17 protein-coding genes and 1 pseudogene are annotated in these 19,612 nt (G+C 60.2%); 15 read left to right on the top strand and 3 right to left on the bottom strand.

Translation table 11 applies throughout. From position 1 onward, the window contains the following. Positions 1-188: 188 nt before the first annotated feature. Together DTW90_RS37910 and DTW90_RS33420 are read left to right on the top strand one after the other, a co-directional pair. Positions 189-308: pseudogene (locus DTW90_RS37910) on the top strand (IS110 family transposase); the annotation flags it as partial. A 347-nt stretch (positions 309-655) separates the two neighbouring features. Further along, on the top strand, positions 656-1,780 hold the full coding sequence (locus DTW90_RS33420; protein ID WP_149344089.1) for an IS5 family transposase: 1,125 nt from the start codon (positions 656-658) through the stop codon (positions 1,778-1,780). Between the two features lie 673 nt (positions 1,781-2,453). On the opposite strand, the gene DTW90_RS33410 is transcribed toward DTW90_RS33420, so the two are convergent. Then, positions 2,454-3,503: an IS110 family transposase gene (locus DTW90_RS33410; protein WP_149344087.1), complete on the bottom strand. Its 1,050-nt coding sequence runs from the start codon at positions 3,501-3,503 to the stop codon at positions 2,454-2,456. A 358-nt stretch (positions 3,504-3,861) separates the two neighbouring features. Here DTW90_RS33410 and DTW90_RS37905 point away from each other — a divergent pair, with 358 nt between their 5' ends. Next, positions 3,862-4,470: a hypothetical protein gene (locus tag DTW90_RS37905; RefSeq protein WP_246665152.1), complete on the top strand. Its 609-nt coding sequence runs from the start codon at positions 3,862-3,864 to the stop codon at positions 4,468-4,470. Then, complete coding sequence (locus tag DTW90_RS33395; protein WP_149344085.1) at positions 4,470-4,988, top strand: DoxX family protein; 519 nt, start codon at positions 4,470-4,472, stop codon at positions 4,986-4,988. Before DTW90_RS37905 ends, DTW90_RS33395 begins: the two co-directional genes overlap by 1 nt. A gap of 279 nt (positions 4,989-5,267) precedes the next feature. Here DTW90_RS33395 and DTW90_RS33390 read toward each other — a convergent pair whose 3' ends face one another. Further along, a complete protein-coding gene (locus DTW90_RS33390) occupies positions 5,268-5,822 on the bottom strand; it encodes a sigma-70 family RNA polymerase sigma factor (protein ID WP_149344083.1) in 555 nt (184 codons plus the stop codon). An 853-nt stretch (positions 5,823-6,675) separates the two neighbouring features. On the opposite strand from DTW90_RS33390, the gene DTW90_RS33385 reads away from it, so the two are divergent. The 8 genes from DTW90_RS33385 to DTW90_RS33350 are packed head-to-tail and all read left to right on the top strand — an operon-like array spanning position 6,676 to position 14,804. After that, a complete protein-coding gene (locus DTW90_RS33385) occupies positions 6,676-7,539 on the top strand; it encodes a transketolase (protein ID WP_149344097.1) in 864 nt (287 codons plus the stop codon). Further along, the gene (locus DTW90_RS33380) at positions 7,536-8,510 is read left to right on the top strand and encodes a transketolase C-terminal domain-containing protein (protein ID WP_149344081.1); all 975 of its coding nucleotides are present in this window, start codon (positions 7,536-7,538) and stop codon (positions 8,508-8,510) included. The genes DTW90_RS33385 and DTW90_RS33380 overlap by 4 nt, the downstream gene beginning before the upstream one ends. Positions 8,511-8,521: 11 nt before the next feature. After that, on the top strand, positions 8,522-9,823 hold the full coding sequence (locus DTW90_RS33375; protein ID WP_149344079.1) for an aspartate aminotransferase family protein: 1,302 nt from the start codon (positions 8,522-8,524) through the stop codon (positions 9,821-9,823). A 35-nt stretch (positions 9,824-9,858) separates the two neighbouring features. Continuing rightward, positions 9,859-10,890 (top strand): ABC transporter substrate-binding protein, encoded by a 1,032-nt coding sequence (locus DTW90_RS33370; protein ID WP_149344077.1) that lies wholly within the window; start codon positions 9,859-9,861, stop codon positions 10,888-10,890. 25 nt (positions 10,891-10,915) lie between these two features. Continuing rightward, on the top strand, positions 10,916-11,962 hold the full coding sequence (locus DTW90_RS33365; protein ID WP_149344075.1) for an ABC transporter substrate-binding protein: 1,047 nt from the start codon (positions 10,916-10,918) through the stop codon (positions 11,960-11,962). Beyond that, on the top strand, positions 11,959-13,233 hold the full coding sequence (locus DTW90_RS33360; RefSeq protein ID WP_246665151.1) for an ABC transporter permease: 1,275 nt from the start codon (positions 11,959-11,961) through the stop codon (positions 13,231-13,233). Before DTW90_RS33365 ends, DTW90_RS33360 begins: the two co-directional genes overlap by 4 nt. 3 nt (positions 13,234-13,236) lie before the next feature. Further along, entirely contained in the window at positions 13,237-14,037 is an 801-nt protein-coding gene (locus DTW90_RS33355) for an ABC transporter permease (RefSeq protein ID WP_116494690.1), read from the top strand. Between the two features lie 14 nt (positions 14,038-14,051). Next, positions 14,052-14,804 carry an SDR family oxidoreductase gene (locus tag DTW90_RS33350; protein ID WP_149344071.1) on the top strand — a complete coding sequence of 251 codons (753 nt, stop codon included), beginning with the start codon at positions 14,052-14,054 and terminating at the stop codon, positions 14,802-14,804. Between the two features lie 18 nt (positions 14,805-14,822). On the opposite strand, the gene DTW90_RS33345 is transcribed toward DTW90_RS33350, so the two are convergent. Continuing rightward, the gene (locus tag DTW90_RS33345) at positions 14,823-15,500 is read right to left on the bottom strand and encodes a GntR family transcriptional regulator (protein ID WP_149344069.1); all 678 of its coding nucleotides are present in this window, start codon (positions 15,498-15,500) and stop codon (positions 14,823-14,825) included. A gap of 187 nt (positions 15,501-15,687) precedes the next feature. Between DTW90_RS33345 and DTW90_RS33340 the strand changes: the two genes are divergently transcribed. Genes DTW90_RS33340 through DTW90_RS33330 form a run of 3 tightly spaced genes read left to right on the top strand, consistent with a single transcriptional unit; the run spans position 15,688 to position 19,603 of the window. Then, positions 15,688-17,052, top strand: coding sequence for an aminotransferase (locus tag DTW90_RS33340; protein ID WP_149344067.1), 1,365 nt, complete (start codon positions 15,688-15,690; stop codon positions 17,050-17,052). Between the two features lie 8 nt (positions 17,053-17,060). Next, on the top strand, positions 17,061-18,497 hold the full coding sequence (locus tag DTW90_RS33335; RefSeq protein WP_149344065.1) for an amidase: 1,437 nt from the start codon (positions 17,061-17,063) through the stop codon (positions 18,495-18,497). Between the two features lie 23 nt (positions 18,498-18,520). After that, positions 18,521-19,603 carry an ABC transporter ATP-binding protein gene (locus DTW90_RS33330; RefSeq protein WP_149344064.1) on the top strand — a complete coding sequence of 361 codons (1,083 nt, stop codon included), beginning with the start codon at positions 18,521-18,523 and terminating at the stop codon, positions 19,601-19,603. Positions 19,604-19,612: the final 9 nt, after the last annotated feature.

Here is a 19,612-nt window from a genome sequence, read left to right as displayed (position 1 = left end):
TACGAACATATTGCCGCCGAGTGGTTTCGGTCCAGGCCATCGTGAACTCCTTCGAATCTTGAACAAATCCGACGGAATCACATCCTACTGAAATCACTCAACTCTTTTTCGGTCAGGCTCTAACAGATAGGATATTCGGCTTGAGTCCCTGCCTCGACATCACAGGTTTGATGAAGAGGCGCTGCCTCGGTCTTCGAAAGGCCATTGTCGCTCTTGCTCGGAGACTTGCGGTGATCATGCATCGGATGTGGGGCGATGGCACCGAGTTCCGGTGGACCCGCGACAACGACGTGGCGAAAGCCGCATGATCGGAAACAACGGGAGACAATAAAGTTCTGCCAGCCGGTGGAAAGATGTCCTTCGCGGACGGTGGACAAGGTGAGTTCGGCCGCAGCCTTGCTTCAACTGCAGCATATCGCAGGAAGAGCGCTTAACAGATTGAACCGCCTTGTTCTTCTAATCCTATGGTGGGAGGGCCGATGGGCCGATCCCGGAGAGAAGCGTGGACCGCGAAAGACTGAACGCTACGGCAGAAAAAAGAACTCGAAGTGCTTGACCTCAACACGCCGAATAGAGAAGGCTGCGGAAAAAGGCGCTTGCTGCGAGCGTGCTGCCGTGATTCCAATGCTGAGTGATTGGTCGGCAGGAGCATGACATGCGCGGCAATGATCCCCAGACGGGGGGACTGTTTTCTTATGTGAGCTGCGAAGCCCGCGTTCCAAGCAGCCACCCGCTGCGGGCAATCCGAGCCATTGTAGACGAGGCACTGGAAGTTCTGTCGCCGGATTTCGAGACGATGTATTCATCGATCGGCCGTCCGTCAATTCCGCCGGAGAAGCTGCTGCGCGCCCTGTTGTTGCAGGCCTTCTACACGATCCGCTCGGAGCGTCAGCTGATGGAGCAGATGGACTACAATCTACTGTTTCGATGGTTCGTCGGCTTGTCGATGGACGCGCCGATCTGGGACGTCACGGTGTTTACCAAGAACCGTGAGCGCCTCTTGGCGGGCGACATCGCCGCCAAGTTCCTGGCGGCCTTGCTGGGCCAGCCGAGGGTGAAAGCGCTGCTGTCGGACGAGCACTTCTCGGTGGACGGCACCTTGATCGAAGCCTGGGCTAGCATGAAGAGCTTCAAGCCTAAGGACGACACAGATGGTGGCGACGCCGACGGCAGCGGCTCTGGCGCTGAAGGGAAACAGCAGCCAGAAGCCAAAGGCCGCAACTCCGAGCGCGATTTCCACGGCGAGAAGCGCAGCAACGCAACCCACGCATCGACCACCGACCCGGACGCCAGGCTTTATAAGAAGGCCCGTGGTCAGGCGGCCAGGCTTTGCCATATGGGCCACGTCACCATGGAAAACCGCAACGGCTTGGTTGTCGACGCCACGCTGACCCATGCGACCGGCCCCGCCGAGCGCGAGGCAGCATTGGATATGGTGGGCCGCATGGATGGTCGTCATCGCATCACATTGGCTGCAGACAAAGCCTACGATACAGCCGACTTCGTTGCCGCCTTGCGGGACATCAAGGTGACACCACACGTCGCCCAGAACACGACGAACCGACGCTCGGCCATAGACGGTCGGACCACCCATCATCCCGGCTACGGTGTCAGTCAGCGCATTCACAAGCGCATCGAAGAAGTGTTCGGCTGGGCCAAGACCAGCGGCGGAATGCGCAAGACCCGCCATCGTGGAAAGGATCGCGTCGGCTGGATGTTCATCCTGACAGCCACCGCTTATAACCTGGTAAGGCTGCCAAAGCTGCTGACAACAGCATAATCGCGCCCGTAATCCGCCGAGAGAGGGCGGATTACGACAAAATGGGCCGACAAGGCCGCTGAAAGAGTAGCACCGCGGCCCGTCTACACCCCAGCTATCGAGGATCGGCGGAAAAATTAGCGCTATTTCCGCACCCTGCTAAAGCTACCAAGCGTTGATGAACTTCGAAAAAAGTTTGCTCCTTATCTGGGCCAGATAGAAGTCGATCGGCAGCTTCCGGCGGGCGTTGTCGAATGCTTGAGTGATATCGGCGTTTTCCGCATGCTTGCGCCGAAACAGATGGGCGGGTTCGAGCTGGATTTTCCGATCGCGTTGGAACTGATTAAAAGAATCTCGGCCGTAGACGGATCTATCGGTTGGATTGCAGCCGTAAACGGCGGTGCTGGTCTCGTGCTTCCGAAATTGCCTCTAGCTGCCCTGAGTGAGGTCTTCTGTAACGGGCTTTAGCGAGTCAATCCCTTTTGAGCCTAATCCCTCGCCGAGTGCTTGCTTCTGTCCGCAGTCGACGCGGGGTCGCTGCTTTATGGGGTCTGCTGAGGACCGGTTGGCCAATCTAGAAACGCGCAGTCCACTGGGGCTGCTTACCTCACTGCGGCCTAACCCATCCATCGTCCCGGCGAAGGGACCTTGCTCCGGGGGGCTGATGGTATGGCCCGCCCGAAAGCCTGTGTTGTTACATCCTTCCTCCTCCGGCCATGGCTGGCGCTGCCTTGCGAGGAAGGAAGTTGGTTCCGTCCCTGAGCATGCGGTGCAACACCACCGCCAGCTTGCGGGCCAGTGCAACGCGCGCCTTTCTGGGTCCCGCCCGTCTTGCGACCGCCAGCGCCCAAGTCTTAAGATCCGAGCCTTTGACCGGCCGGGTCAGGATGACGTTGGCCGCCTCGTAGAGCGCGGTTCGCACACCCACATCGCCGATCTTCGAGATGCGACCACTGTAGTCGGTCTCGCCCGATTGATACTTCTTCGGTGTCAATCCGAAATGCGGCCCCACCGCTCGTGATGTTCGGAAACGCTCAGGCGCGTCGACGGCCGCCGCGAATGTTAGTGCCACCAGGACGCCGACGCCCGGCGTCGTCATCAACCGACGGGCTTTGTCGTCCTGACGGGCGATGACACGCAACTTGCGTTCGAAACAGGCAAATTCGTCCGCAAGCGCCTCGCGCGCTTTCAACAGCGACGCGGCAATCGCCTCCAAGGTCGGATGACCTTCGATCAGTTCGCAGATCCGTGCCGCATAGGTGCGTCGCGTCGTCGGTCCCACCTTAAGGCCGAAGCCGCGTAGAATGCCGCGGATGCTCATCTCGATGTCATGAAGTTTCCCCTGGATCAGTTTGCGGGCTGTCAGCAGCGCGCGCACCTCTTGGGCGGCAAGAGATTTGCAGTGGACCGGCCTGAACCAACCAAGCCGCATCAACTGCGCAATGCCCCGCGCATCCTTCTTGTCGGTCTTCACCGGCATCGTCTTGAAGGCCGCACGCACGTGCCGCGTCTCGATCAGCTCGACCGCCAGACCCGTCTTCGCCATCCCGGCATAAAGCCATTGCGACAGGGGGCCAGCCTCAAGGCCGATCCGCTCCATGGCCACGCCGTGCTCGGCAAACCAGGCGGTCAGCGCATCGGGCTCGCTGAGGACCTTCGCTTCCCGCACGATGCGGCCATCCGCATCCACCACGCACACACTCGAGTATTCCAATGATACGTCGATGCCGGCATACTGCTTCATGGTCGTCTCTCCGTGATGCTATGGAGCAGGCCACTCCTGACTCCGCGACACCATCATTGTGAGGGACGACCACCAAACCTTCAAACTCGGCTGGCTGGGCTCCGCCCGTTACACCATCTACAAAAGGGGACCTGATCAGATTATCGCCGGGTCTGCTCAGCCTCAGGGCATCGGGAAGAGAGTACCAGGCGGATGGATGGTAAGTGGACGCTGGCCCTACGCTAGTGGCTGCACGTCGGCAAGCTGGATAATCGCCGGCTTCACGGATGGCGACGCCGATCCCAGTAAAAGAAATCCGGATACCAAGCATATGCTTCTTCCTGCGTCGAAATACACAATCGAAGACACGTGGAGGGTAATGGGATTGCGTGGAACCGGAAGTCATCATATTTCGATTGAAAATGCGTTCGTCGCCGACCACGTCCTGACGTTAGGTCCCGGAGAGCTCTCAGTTAACGCACCGCTGTACCGCCACCCCGCACATTTGATCGCGCTTGGTCATGGAGCCGTTCACATAGGCATTGCCCAAGTCGCGATCGAGGACTTGATCGGTGAAGGCGATGCCGCCGTTGCCGCTCACGAGCCCCTGGCCGCCGATGCGCTCGCGGCGGTACCGCCCTGCCGGCTTGGCGACCTCGTGTTTGTCCCGCATCCGGCAACGAGATTCGTCCGCTCGGACTATCCGGCACTGACAATCTTTGCCGCGAACCGCAGCGAGGATCCTCCTCATCCAATCAAGGCGACCGAGCCTGAGGATGCGCTGATCACCCGGCCCGGCATGGAGGTCATCGTGTGCTATCTTTCGCCTGATGCCGCGGAGTTTCTTGTCGCATTGATATCCGGCGACCCGCTTGGTGTGGCCGCAGCCAGGGCGATCGAGGCCAGCCCCTCTTTCGACATCGCCGCCAATGTCGCGGGCTTGATCGAAGCCGGCGTGTTTTCCGCCATCACTCTTGGAGACGCATGATGATATCGACCACCACACAACAGCCTTCGATTAAGGACCGCCTGCAGCCGCTCGTCACGCTTGTCGAAGTGGCACAGACCGTCGTCCGCGCGATTGCCCAACCGATCCTCGTGCAAGCCGTCGTTCGCCTCGCACTCGCGGTGCCCTTCTGGAAATCGGGCATCCTGAAATGGGACGGCTTCCTGCAACTCAACGATACGGCGATCACGCTCTTTACCGACGAGTTCATGCTGCATCTGCCGGGTGGTCCCTATCCCTATCCGGCACCGGAAGTCATGGCTTTTCTGTCAGGCGTTGCCGAAATCACCTTTCCTGTCCTGCTGGTGGTTGGCTTCGCCACCCGCTTTGCCGCGACAGGCCTGCTGTTCATGACGCTGATCGTCGAACTGACCGTACCCGACGGATGGCCGATCCATATCACCTGGGCTGCCATGGCTTTATCGCTGATGGCATGGGGTCCGGGCAAACTCTCACTCGACCATTTGTTTGGGCGTTGGTATGGCACTCGCGCCGTTTGATGCCGCGGTTGCGGGCGGCCAAAGCGAAGGACTGACCTCAACGAGCACGATCTTTTCGCGTGATTCTTAATGATGCGGACGCGATTGTTGAGCAGGCCGGACTCTCGACTTTGTAATGGCGGGTCGAGCCGAAGTTCAAGACGCGTGCGTTTTAGTTTTTGAAAAAGTGCAATGGTGTTCCCGGAGAGCACACGCCAGCGGTTCTCGATCAGCGCGAGATCGATTGCGGCGAGATCGCCCCTTAGGCCACCAGGTGGGCGAAACCGGGATCATCATTTGTCATGACACACGCTCCGAATAGACTGCAGTCAATGCATTTAGCGCCCGGTGCAGCGATACGCGGACTGCAACCTCGGTCATCTTCAGGCGGTGAGCCGTTTCCCGCACGCTCGCTCCCTCGATCGAAATCGACTGAACAATCGTTCGTTGCGGGTCCCTGAGCGTCGCCAGTATCCGCGTGACATCCATTCGATCGGACGCATTTCCCTCATCGCTCTCTAACGTCGCCTCGACATCCTCCAATGGGATGTCGATTCTTCGCCCTCGTCGACGCAGACTGTCGACCAGCTTGTTTCGCACGAGCGCCGCAACCCAGGGGCCAACGGGTCGGGCGGGATCCCAGGTTCCTCGCTTGAGATGTATAGCCAGCAGTACTTCCTGCACCACGTCCTCGGCCTCGTTCGTTGGCGTGCCGAACTGATCACAGCGTCTCCGAACAATGACCCGCAGATGCGGGGTGATAGCAGTGAGCAGCTTGTGGTAGTCTCGACTGTTGCCGTCGTTCGCGGACCGCATCCAGGAAACCCATTCTTTCTCGCGCGCCGGGTTTTTCATCCAATGTTACCCTATTCCGATAGTCGGCGACGACTATTGCACAAAACAGATCTGTGACTTGCCGGTCGGGACCGAGTTGGTGGAGTAGTTTGATCAACGGGTCGAGCAATCGGGTGGCCTCGCTGTTGTCGCGTTTCCGGCTCACGAAGGCACGGGACGGGCGTGATCAATCCCTTCGAAAAGCGGAGCCTTTGCGTTTTCAGTGCCAGCGCCCTAACGAATTTAGCAACTATGGGCGGAAGATCGGTGGTAGGTCGATCATGGGCCCACATCCTGGTTGGTCTATCTGATGCAAGAATATACTCGGTCAAAACTTTAGCCCCTGTTTCATTGAGTAACTCTGCAGCATTTCTCTTTTTGAGGCATGTTATCGAGCGTTAACTGGCGTTAATTCTAAAGCCCATTAAATAACCGCGCTTAAGCTGCAGTTTACAATCGCGTTTTGGCGTCGAGCATCTAGCGGGTGTCGACCCTGTCGTGACACGATTCTTAAATTTGCGCAGCAAGCGACATGATGTCGTCCTTTTCACCGGGGCTTGGTACGGACTGCCAGCGCTGCTGGCTGGCTTCTGGTGGTGGAGCGAGGGGGATCACAGACAATAACGTTAGGCAAATAAGCCGATCCCCGCGACTACCGGTGGGCATGACAACCCTCTCGCCCGCTCGTTAACCGGGGTGCAAAGGCACCGTGGGCAGCACATCTGTAGCTGTATCCTGATGCAGTGGTGTCTTGACGTACCGGCGCAAAAACATCTTGCGCATCGGCCATTTCCGTATATCTTATAACTTATAAGTTGGAGAAAGCGGGAGCAAATCCTTGTCAGCGTTACATACTTCAAGCGGCCATCAGACGGTGGCGCGCAACAATGACCCATTGTCTGATAATCAGGTGGAGCGCCTGCGCGAACGTGCGCGTTTCGTGCGGCTCGAGACGATCAGGCTGATCTCGATCGCCAAGGTCGGTCACTACACATCCGTGTTCTCCTGTGCGGAGATTTTCGCGGCTCTCTATTACGATGTCATGCAGATCAGAAAGGGTGAACCGGCCTGGCCCGATCGTGACCGCTTCCTGATGGGCAAGGGTCACGCCGCCGTTGGGCTGTTCCCCATTCTTGCGGACCTCGGCTTCTTCGATCCCGCTTGGCTAGACACCTACACGCGCCTCGGAAGCCCGCTCGGCGACCACCCCGACATGACGAAAGTACCGGGCATCGATTTCAGCTCCGGCTCGATCGGCCACGCGTTGTCCAACGGCATCGGCATGCTGCTTGGCGCACGCTTCCAGAAGCGCAATTTCACCGCATTCGTTCTGCTCGGCGATGGCGAAATGCAGGAAGGGCAGGTCTGGGAGGCAGCGCTCTGCGCTTCAAGCCAAGACCTTTCGAACCTCATCGCGATCGTCGATCGCAACGGCTATCAGCTGGACGGCAAGGTCGACGACATTATCGCCATCGAGCCGCTGGACGAGAAATGGCGCGCCTTCGGCTGGGAGGTCCATGTCGTCAACGGGCACGACATCCACGCCCTCACCACCCTTCTTCGTGAGGTCAAGGCCGACAAGACCCGCACGAAGCCCTGCTGCATCATCGCCCAAACGCTGAAGGGCAAGGGTATCGACTACATGGAAACCGAGCCCGGTTGGCATCTTGGGTACCTCGGCGCGGAAGACGAAGCCGCCGCCCGTGAAACGATCCTCAACACGGTGATTGCGCAATGAACCGGCTGATTTCGAAAGATTCCTGGCAGTACCGCGAGGTCAATCGCCGCGCCCCGTCGCTGCCGACCCTGTCGACCGCTCTGATCGAGCTCGCCGAAGCCGGTCACTCCGTGATGGCGGGGACCGCCGACCTGCAATATTCGAACGGTCTGGTCGCTTTCGCACAACGATATCCCGAGCGCTTCGTGCAGTTCGGCATCTCCGAGCAGAACATGGTCTCGGCAGCGGCCGGGATGGCGACCACGGGCGTCATTCCCTATGTCGCAACATTCGCCTCGTTTCTGGCGCTGCTCTGCTGCGAGCAGATCCGTATGGATGCCGCCTACTGCAAGCTGCCGCTGCGCCTGATCGGCCACCACACGGGCATTTCTCTCGGCTTCTACGGGACCTCGCACCACGCGACCGAGGATATCGCGATCATGAGGAGCATTGCCAATCTTGCGGTGGTGTCGACGGCCGATGGCCCGGCGCTCGCCGCCGCAATCAAGGCGACCGTCGATTACCCGCTGCCGATCTACTTCCGCATTCACCGCGGCCACGATCCGGTTGTCTACGAAAACGGCGTCGATTTCGAACTCGGAAAAGCTGTTGTCCACGGCATCGGCAAGGGCGTCACGATCATCGCGGCCGGCTATCCCGTCCACGGTGCCAAGAAGGCGATGGAAGAGCTTAATGCTGCGGGGCATTCCGTCGGTCTCATTGACATGCACTCGATCAAGCCACTCGACGAGGAGGCGATCATCGAAGCGTCCGCACGCTCGAAGATCATCCTCACTGTCGAGGAACATAACATACTGGGTGGCCTCGGTGGCGCTGTCGCCGAAGTGCTTGCGGAGAAGGGCAAGGGCGCGCGTCTCGTCCGCCACGGCATCCGGGACGAATACAGCCTGATCGCGCCGCCCACGCATCTCTATCGCCACTACCGGCTCGATGCTGACGGTATCCGTGCCGTCGTCCTCGACGCCATTTGAGGGGGCAGACCGTGACCACGAAGAACGAAGCCATCGCCAGCCGCGCCGAAGCCGTCATTCCGGGTGGGCTGCTCAGCCCCAGCCGTCGCTTGGGATCGCCGATTGCCTTTTCGCGTGCCGCCGGGCCCTATCTCTACGACGCAGATGGCGCCCGCTATACGGACTACCATTGTGCATTCGGGGCCAATGTCCTTGGCCATCGCCATCCTGCCATCGCCGCAGCGATCAACGAAGTCGGGGAAAATCTCGATCTTGTCGGCGCCGGCGTGCTCGAACTGGAGGTCGAGGTCGCCGAACTTCTCGTCAAGGCGATCCCCTGTGCCGACCAGGTGGCTTTCTGCAGCAGCGGATCGGAAGCAACCTATCACGCCCTCCGCCTTGCCCGCGCCTATACCGGGCGAGAGCAGATCATCAAGTTCCAGGGCGGATATCACGGCTGGCACGACTATGTGGCGATGAACGGCCAGTCCAGCCGCCAGATGCTCGGTTCCTTCGATCCGATGTCGGACGGCATCCTTTTCGATGCGGCACGCTACACGAAGATATTGCCCTACAACGATGCCACGGCCGTCGAGGACTACATCAAGGCCAATCCCGGCGAAGTCGCCGCCATCATCGTCGAACCGATCGCCCACAACATGGGAGCGGTCATCGGCCGCGACCAGTTCCTCCGCGATCTCAGAAGGATCGCGACCGATAACGGCGTCATCCTGATCTTCGACGAAGTCATCACCGGCTTCCGTCACGCGCTCGGCGGCTATCAGTCGATCGTCGGGATCACGCCCGATCTTGCGACCTTCGGCAAGGCGGCGACGAGCGGTTACCCGATCGGCCTTGTTGCTGGACGGCGCGATATCATGGAGCGCGTAGGACGCACCGGCGAGGGCGCCGTCTTCATGGGCGGGACCTTCAACGGCACTCCGTCTTCGATGGCCGCCGTGAAGGCGACGGTCCAGGAACTCTCCAGGCCTGGTGTCTACGAGCGCCTCTTCGAGCTTGGAGATTATCTGCGCGGGGAGATCGACGGGATCATCGCCCGTCATGGTCTGAAGGCGCAGGCGGCCGGCTTCGGATCGGTATGGCTCGTCTATTTCTTCGACGGCGAGTTCAAGGACTATGCCGACCTGCTGCGTAACGACAATGAGCTCGACATGCGCTTCCGGCGCGCGCTGATCGCAGGCCGTCAGATCTTCCAGCCGCTGCAGCTCAAGCGTCTCTACCTCTCTCTCAGTCATGACAAGAGCGTGCTCAACGACACGCTCGAACTCATCGACACCACGATGGCCGACCTCGCGAGGTCGGTCGCTGCCTAACAATCTAACCTGCTCTCGAAAAAAGGGGAACCAAAATGAGAACTCGGTTTATTGCAATGATGGCTACGGTCGCTTCCATCGCGGCTGCTACTCCGGCGCTTGCCAGGGACCTGACGGTCGTGGGCTTCGGCGGAGCAACGCAGGATGCGATGCGCGAAACGCTCTTCAAGCCTTACGAAAAGAAGGCCGGCGCCAAGCTTCTGGAAGAGTCCTACACCGGCGGAATCGCCAAGGTGAAGGCAATGGTCGAAACGGGCACCACGACCTGGGACGTCGTGCAGATGGACGAGAACGAAATGATCCTGGCCTGCGACCAGGGCCTGCTCGAGCCCTTCGATTGGAAGACCTTGCCCAACGCCGCCGACATCATCGCACCGGCAAAGTCCGATTGCGGCGTGGGTGCCTTCGTCTGGTCTGAGATCCTGGCCTATGACGGCGACAAGACATCCGGCGTGACCTCGTGGGCCGATTTCTGGGACGTGAAGAAATGGCCGGGCAAGCGGGGACTTCGCAAGCAGGCGCGCATGACGCTCGAAATCGGGCTGCTCGCCGACGGCGTCAAGCCGGAGGAGATCTACAAGGTGCTCGCCACGAAGGAAGGGCAGGACCGGGCCTTCGCCAAGCTCGACGAGATCAAGCCCTACATCCAGTGGTGGGAAAGCGGCGCGCAGCCGACCGAATGGCTGGCCTCCGGCGAAGTCGTCATGACGTCCACCTATAACGGACGCGTCATTGCCGCCAATCATGAGGGCAAGAACTTCAAGATGTCCTGGACGAACCAGCTTTACGCAATGGACTTCTGGGCCATCCCGAAAGGCGGGAACACCGAAAAGGCCTTCGACCTCGTCAATTACATGACCAGCCCGGCGCCGCAAAAGGCCTTTGCCGAGAAGATCGTCTACGGCGTGACCAATGCGAAAGCGACCGCGGATATCTCGGCAGAGATCGCGCCTCAGCTTCCGACGGCCGAGCAGAACATGGCCGGCGCTCTGGCGCTCAGCACACCGTTCTGGGTGGATCATGAGGAGGAAATCCAGCAGCGCTTCAATCGCTGGGTCGCTCAATAAGGCCGAGAAACGGAGGAGGCACAAGATGAAGAAGCGAAACCTATTCAGCGGCATCGCCGTTGCCGCTACCCTCGTGGCGGCAACGGTCTGGGCGGCCGACGCCGGCAAGCTGACGGTCGTCGGCGCCGGTGGCGTCCTGCAGGATGCCGAGCGGAAGGCATTTTTCGAACCCTTTGCGAAGGCATCGGGTGTCGCGCTGACCGAAGATTCCTACTCGGGCCAGATGGCCAAGGTCCGTGCCATGGTCTCCAGCGGCGGCGTCTCCTGGGACGTCATGCAGGTCGAGCAGAACACGTTGCTGTCAGGCTGCGCCGAGGGACTGTTCGAGCCGCTCGACTGGAGCAAGGTCGGCAAGAAGGAGGACTTCATTACCGAAGCCTATAACGAATGCGGTGTCGGCGCATTCGTCTGGTCGATGGTGCCGAGCTACGACAAATCGAAGCTGTCGAACGGGCCGGCGACCTGGGCTGATTTCTGGGATACCAAGACGTGGCCGGGCAAACGCGGCTTCCGCCAGACTGCGAAGATGACGCTGGAGATCGCGCTTCTCGCAGACGGCGTCCAACCCGGTGATGTCTACAAGGTCCTTGCCACCAAACCCGGACAGGACAGGGCCTTTGCAAAGCTCGACCAGATCAAGCCTGATATCATCTGGTGGACATCGGGGGCGGAATCGCTTGAGCTTCTGGCAGCCGGTGACGTCGCGGCGACGGCGACCTTCAACGGCCGGGTGTCGGCGGCCAACGCCACGGGCAAGAACTTTGCCCTGATATGGAATGGCCAAGTCTACGGGATCGACTATTGGGGCATCGTCAAAGGTTCGCCGAACAAGGCGAATGCCGAGAAGTTCATTGCCTTTGCCGCTTCCGAGGCTGCCCAGTCGGTCTTTCCTGAATCGATTGCCTATGGCGTTACCAACCTGAAGGCGATCCGCACCATCAAGCCGGAACTGGCCAAGGATCTTCCGACCACGGAGGCCAACCTGGCATCGGCGGTCGGTCTGAACACCGAGTTCTGGGCCGACAATGGCGAAGCGCTCGAGGCGAGGTTTGCCACATGGCGCGCGCAATGACATCCGACCTCCCAATGCGGCAGCCCTCCGGGGCTGCCGTTGCCCGCCCGGCGCGGATCTCCGCGCTGGCAGCAGGTTTTCGTGCCGACAAGCGAAGACAGACCATCATTTCGATCGCCCTGATCGGTCCGCTTGTCGCGTTCATTGTCTTCGCTTTCGTCCTGCCGCTTGCAACGATGCTTTTTTACGCCATCAACAATCCGGAAGTCCGCAACGCGCTTCCGAAGACGCTGGTCGCGCTTGAAACATGGGATGGCCATTCAGCTCTCCCGTCTTCCGCCTATGACTCGCTGGTGGCGGACATCAAGTCTGACGTCGCGCCGAACGTGCTTGCCGAAGCCGGGCGGCGGATGAACTATGAAATCACCGGCTTCCGCAGCCTGCTCGCCAAGACCGTCCGCACTGTGCGCAACGCTCCGGTCCAGCCTGCCGAGCAGCAACTCGTCTCGATCGATGCACAATGGAGCGACCCATCCTATTGGAGAGTGATCAAGCGCAATGCCTCTCCGCTGACCGCCTTCTATCTGTTGTCGGCAGTCGATCTGCGCCCGGGCGAGGACGGAGGCGTGACGGTCGCGCCGGCCGATGAACGCCTCTTCATATCGACCTTGCTGCGGACATTGACGATCAGCGCCTGTGTGACCTTGATCTGCGTCCTTCTAGCCTATCCGATCGCCAACGCGATCGTCTCCATCGGCGGTCGTTTCTCGGCGATCATGCTGGCCTGCGTGCTTCTGCCGTTCTGGACCTCGCTGCTGGTCAGAACCAGCGCCTGGATCGTCATCCTTCAGAAGGAAGGCATCGTCAACCGGGCGCTTCAGGCTGTTGGCCTGACGGATGCACCGTTGGAACTCATCTTCAACAGAACAGGCTTATACATCGCCATGGTGCATATCCTGCTGCCCTTCATGGTCCTGCCGTTGATCAGCGTCATGAAGGGGATATCGCCGTCCTATGTCAAAGCCTCCCTGTCGCTTGGAGCAGGCCCGGTGACCACTTTCCTGCGGGTCTACCTGCCTCTGACACTTCCGGGGGTGGGTGCCGGCTGCCTTCTGACCTTCATCATCTCGGCTGGATACTATGTCACCCCGACGCTGGTCGGCGGTGCGTCCGACCAGATGTTGAGCTATTTCATCGCATTCTACGCCAACACGACGATCAACTGGGGCATGTCTGCAGCGCTCGGCGTCCTGCTTCTGAGCTGCATCTTGGCGCTTTACGCTATCGTTGGCCGGATCGTCGGCATAGACCGCATCATGGGAATGGAGTGAGCGATGCCTTCCAACATCAGACGCGTCCAGATCACCTTTTGCCTGCTCATGATGGTCTTTCTGATCGGGCCGACCTTCGCGATCATTCCGCTCTCCTTCAGTTCGGCGAGCTTCCTGTCCTATCCGCTGCCGGGTTTTTCCCTGCAGTGGTATGAGAAGATCCTGCAGCCGCAGCCGTGGATGAACGCCCTGCTGAACAGCCTCATCATCGGCCTCGGCGCTACCGCTGTGGCGACCGTCATCGGAACGCTTGCAGCACTCGGCCTGACAAGGGGGCATCTTCCCGCGCGCTCGACAATATTGGCCGTGGTGATCTCGCCGATGATCGTTCCCGTCGTTATCAGCGGCGTCGGCATGTATTTCTTCTTTGCCAAGCTCGGGCTGGTCGCTTCGCTTCAGGGGCTGATCCTTGCCCATGCCGTCCTCGGGGTTCCTTTCGTGGTGATCACGGTGACGGCAACGCTGAAAAACTTCGACACCAACCTGGTGCGCGCCGCAGCCAGCCTCGGTGCATCACCAATTCACGCCTTTCGAACCGTCACCCTGCCGCTGATCGCGCCGGGTGTCGTCTCGGGTGCACTTTTCGCTTTCGTCTTTTCCTTCGACGAGGTGGTTGTGGCATTGTTCATCAGCGGGCCAGGCCAGCGAACGCTGCCGCGGCAGATGTTCGATGGCTTGAGGGATAATATCGATCCGTCGATCCTTGCAATGTCGACGCTGCTCGTCATCATCTCGATCGTCCTGATGGGCGGCGGGGCTCTCGTTCAAAGGCAAGCTGCGGCCAACAGAGCGCCGGCCAGATAATTGGAGAAAACTGTATGATCATCGTCACGGGTTCCACGCACGGAATAGGACGAGCCTGCGTGGAGACGCTTGCGGCAGCAGGGAAGAAGGTGCTGGCGACCGGCAGGGATGCGGGCGCGGGCGCGGAGCTTGCAGCCAGTCACGCAAACATCAGCTTCATCGCCGGAGATGTCAGTCTGGAGAACGACTGCAGGAAGGTCGTCGAACACGCTCTCGAACTCGGCGAGGGACGCCTGTCGGGTCTCGTCAACAATGCCGGGATGTCGAAGCGGATATCCTTTGCATCCGCCACCCAGGCGGACTGGGATGAGGTGCTCGCCGTCAATGCACGCAGCGCTTTCCTGTTCACGCGTCATGCTCTGGATGGCCTGCGCAAGGGCAGGGGCTCGGTCGTGAACATCGCCAGCATCGCCGGGAAAACCGGCGAGGAGGGGCTGGCCGTTTATTGTGCGTCCAAGGCTGCGGTCATCGGCATGACGGAGGCTCTGGCGCTTGAGTTCGGCGAGGAAGTGCGTTTCAACGCGGTCTGCCCAGGCCAGATCGCCACGCGGATGATGGAAAAGATCATCGCAGATCCGCTCCGGAAAAAGCAGCTGGAGCTGCGCATCCCCGCCAATCGCTTCGGCACGCCGGAGGAAGTGGCTGACGTCGTCGCCTGGCTGCTCTCGAACCATTCGAGCTACGTCAACGGCACTGTCATCACTGTCGACGGAGGCGAGACTGCCGGCTTGCGAACGCCACGGGTCGCAGACATCTCAGGCGGCTGACCACATACCCGGCGGGAGCTACGCCAGATCCCGTTCCTCGAAATATCGGAGAAGGCTCGTCGCGGCGCGCTTGATGTCGTTCTCGACACCTTCGCGTGCCTTCGCCTTGTTACCGGATCGGAGTGCATCCAGAATATGGTTGTGCTCCTCGGCTCCGACATACTCGTGCGGGATCTCGCGGTAGTAGACGTTGAGGATTGGTCCCATTGAGACCCACATGCTTTCGATCTGCCCGATGAGCATCGGCATTTTCGATAGCCGGTAAACACCGAAGTGAAACGATCTGTTTGCCGCCCGCGCCGCGCCGAAATCACCGGCCTTTTCGCTTGCCACGAAGGCGGAATGGAAGCCGGCCAGTTGGTCGATCTCTGGGTTCGTCACATTCTCGGCCGCCAGTTCAGCCGCCAGCCCCTCAAGCGCCATGCGGATCAGCTTGATCTGGACATATCTTGAACGGCTGAGACCGGGAACGCTGACAAATCTTCCGGAACGCAGCTCCAGCGCCTGTTCGCTGACAAGCCGGAGGCAGGCCTCGCGAACCGGGGTGACGCTGGTTCCGAGCTGTTCGGCAAGATCCTGCATCAGCAGCCGTTCGCCGGGAGCAAAGTTGCCTACGATCAGCCCTTGGCGGACCTTGTTGTAGATCCGGGCGGACAGACTGCCAATTTCGCCCGGTTGCATTTCCATGACGGTCATCAAATTCTCCTGGTCTTCCTTGCAGCCATACCGAAAAGCCGTGCTGCCGCCAAATACTTATATCTTGTAATCCGGACGGCCATCCCGCCCGCGCCGTAAAAATCGAGCGCCGCACGCAAATTCACTTGCAGCAATCTTCTGATAACTTATAAGTTATAAATTACAAAGACAAATCGGAGGGCTCCCTTTGCTGAATTCGCTGAGGTCGCGTGACATGACGCACCATTTCCATTCCCAGACCAATCCGCGCCGTCAGGAAGTCGATGGTCCACTGATGATCACCAAGGGTGAAGGCTGCTACGTCATCGACGAAGTGGGCAATCGCTACCTAGAGGGAATGGGTGGTCTCTGGTGCGCGTCGCTGGGGTTCGAAAACGAGCGGCTGGCGGATGTTGCTGCCGCCCAGATGAAGAAGCTTGCCACCTATCATACCTTCAATCATCGCTCGAACGATCCTTGCGCCGACGTCGCCGAGCAGGTCGCCGAACTCTCGCCGATCCCCGGCAGCAAGGTGTTTCTTGTCAATTCGGGTTCGGAGGCGAATGACACGATGGTCAAGTTCGCCTGGTATTACAACGTTGCCCGCGGCAAGCCGGCAAAACGCAAGATCATCAGCCGCAAGGGCGCCTTTCACGGCAGCACCGTCATGGGCGCGGCGCTTAGCGGACTTCCCCACATGCATGAGAGCTTCAATCTTCCGGGATTGAATGTGATTTATGCCGAAAAGCCGCACTTCTATCGTAACGCCGAGGCCGGCGAGGATGAGGAAGCCTATTGCAACAGACTGATTGCCGATCTCGAAAGTCTCATTGAGGCGGAAGGTGCCGATACGATCGCAGCGATGATCGCCGAGCCGATCATGGGGGCCGGCGGGGTCGTGACGCCACCAGCCGGCTATTTCCAGCGTGTCCGCGAAGTTCTTACAAGGCACGATATCCTGCTGCTTTCCGACGAGGTCGTCTGCGGCTTCGGGCGCAGCGGACATTGGTTCGGATCGCAGGCCTATGGCTTCGTTCCCGATATGATGTCGATCGCCAAGGGTCTGTCTTCAGGATATATGCCGATCGCCGCCGCGGTGATCAGCGACGATCTCTACCAGACGATTGCCGACGAAGCTGACCGGATCGGCGTCTTCGGGCATGGCTTCACCTATTCCGGTCATCCGGTTACGGCAGCGGTCGCCGCCGAGGTCCTGCGCACCTATCGCGAGATGGATATTCCCGCTCGCGCCCAGGCTCTCGGCAGGCGCCTGTTCGGCGCGCTTGAGACCTCCCTTGCAGGCCATGAAATGGTCGGCGAAATCCGCGGTGCTGGCTTCCTCGCCGGTGTCGAACTCGTGGCCGACAAGGCGACGCGAATGCCGTTCGATCCCGCCCTCAAGGTTGGCGCACTCGTCGAGCGGCGCTGCCGCGCCCATGGCGTGATGATCCGCAACATGGGGGATGTGATCTCCATCTGCCCGCCCTTCGTCATGACGGAGAATGAGGTCGATCAGCTCGTCGCCGGCATCGCCGCGGCACTTGACGACGCTCTTTCTCAACTGGGGAGGTGATAGCCGTCATGAACGATTTTTCCGGATTCGACCTTGTTGGCCAGGCTGGGCTGGTCAAGGCAGGGGAGGCGAGCGCCGAGGAACTGCTTCAGGGCGCAATCGCCCGCGCCGAGAAAGTGAACCCCCGGCTGAACGCGATCATCAGGTCGCTTCATGACGAAGCAAGGACCGAGGCGCGTGCTGCCACGAAAGACAGCGCGTTTGCCGGTGCGCCTTTTCTGGTGAAGGACCTCTATTGCCATATGGCGGGTGTTCCGACGACCAGGGCTTCCGCGCTGACGAAAGACTTCGTTCCCGATCACGACAGCGAACTCATGAAGCGCTATCGGCGCGCCGGATTGAGCACGTTCGGGAAAACCAATCTTTGCGAGTTCGGAACTCTCGGTACGACGGAACCGAAATTGTTCGGCCCGACACGCAATCCCTGGGACGAGACGCGCTCCAGTGGCGGTTCTAGCGGCGGCGCGGGCGCTGCCGTCGCAGCCGGGATCGTGCCGGCTGCGCATGGGGGTGATGGTGCCGGTTCGATCCGGATTCCGGCGTCCTGCTGCGGCGTCTTCGGCCTCAAGCCTTCGCGCGGCCGCATCACCATGGGCCCGGACCTTGGTGACAGCACCGGCGGCATCGTCAACGAACATGTCCTGTCGCTGACCGTTCGCGACAGCGCGGCTCTTCTAGATGCCACACGGGGCTCGATGCCCGGCGATCCCTATACGGCGCCAACGCCTGAGCAGTCCTACCTGTCGGTGTTGAGGGGGAAACCCCGCAAGTTGCGGATCGCCTATTCGACCGGCTCGCTGCTCGGCACATTCGTCGATCCCGAATGCGTGCAAGCGACGCTTGAAGCTGCCAGACTGTGCGAAAGCCTGGGGCACGAGGTCATCGAGGCGGCGCCGCAAATCGACGGCGAAACCTACCGCAAATACTACAAGCGGTTCTGGGCGATGACGGCGACCCGTGCGATCACGGCGCTCGCTCGCGGCCGGGGCGTGAAGCCTGACAGCCTGGTTTCCGACGTCGAGCCCTTCAACCAGTATCTCTTCGGCGTTGGCGCAAAGATAACGGCGGCTGACTACCTTATCGATCTCAACTGGTTCCACGGCATCGGACGCGACATCGCGAATTTCCTTGGAGGTTTCGATCTCTGGCTGACGCCGACGCTCGGCTCGCCACCTCCCGCACTCGGCCATTTCGACGCCGCGACGCACGGCGGCGAGGAAGTGATGGAGCGCTTTCTGCAGTTTCTGTCCTTCACGACATTCGCCAACATGGCAGGCCTGCCGTCGATGAGCGTGCCACTCTACTGGACGCCAGGTGGTCTGCCTGTCGGCACCCAGTTTACCGGACGCTTCAACGACGAAGGCACGCTGTTTCAGCTGGCCGGTCAGCTTGAGGAGGCTTTGCCGTGGAGCCGGAGACGTCCTCCAATCCACGCGGCGGCATAAGCAGACAACAAAGGGGAACCGCTATGTCCACATCGCAATATGTAGAATTCACCAATGTAGACAAGAGCTATGACGGTCGCAACCTTGTCGTCGACAATCTCAATCTCGCCATCGCGCAGGGGGAATTCCTGACCATGCTGGGGCCATCCGGCTCCGGCAAGACGACGAGCCTGATGATGCTTGCAGGCTTCGAGGCGCCGAGCGCCGGCCACATCCGCATTGCCGGGCGCTCGCTGGGCTCCGTTGCGCCGCATCGCCGTAACATCGGCATGGTCTTCCAGAACTATGCGCTGTTTCCGCATATGACGGTCGGCGAAAACCTCGACTATCCCTTGCGCATCCGCAAGATCGGCAAGGCGGAGCGGAATGAGCGGGTTCGAAAAATCCTCGACGTCGTGCAGATGCAGGCGTTCGCCGACAGGAAGCCCTCGCAGCTTTCCGGTGGGCAGCAGCAGCGCATCGCGCTTGCCCGGGCGATCGTCTTCGAACCCGACGTGGTGTTGATGGATGAGCCGCTCGGCGCGCTCGACAAGAACCTCCGCGAACACCTGCAGCTCGAGATCAAGCACCTTCACGAGCGGCTGGGGATCACGGTCGTGTATGTAACCCATGACCAGTCAGAGGCCCTGACCATGTCGGATCGCGTGGCCGTCTTCAACGCCGGAAAGATCGAACAGCTGGCGCCGCCCAGCGAATTGTACGAGCATCCCGCCACGCATTTCGTCGCCGGCTTCATCGGTGAGAACAACCGGCTGACCGGAGAAATCTCGGGGCGGGACGGCAATGAATATGCTGTCCACACCGATACGGGGCACCGCATGGTCGTTCGCAGCGATACGGCATTCGCCGACCGGCAGCGCGTCATTGTCTCGGTGCGTCCGGAGCGGATCCGCATTGAGCAAGAGGCGGGCGGCCTCAACCGGTTCGGAGGCACGGTCGAGGAGGTCATCTATCTCGGCGATCACAAGCGCATCCACGTCAAGCTCGCCGACTCATCCATGCTGGTGGCGAAGGTGCCGAATGCGGGCACCAGCATCGATATCAAGCCGTCGCAATCGCTTTCACTCGGCTGGGACAGCAAGGACGCTGTTCTCATTCCCGCCTGACACAAGGAA

This window comes from Neorhizobium sp. P12A (assembly GCF_008365395.1).
In the GTDB taxonomy this organism is placed as follows: Bacteria; Pseudomonadota; Alphaproteobacteria; order Rhizobiales; family Rhizobiaceae; genus Rhizobium.
This window is presented reverse-complemented; position numbering and strand designations above follow the sequence as displayed.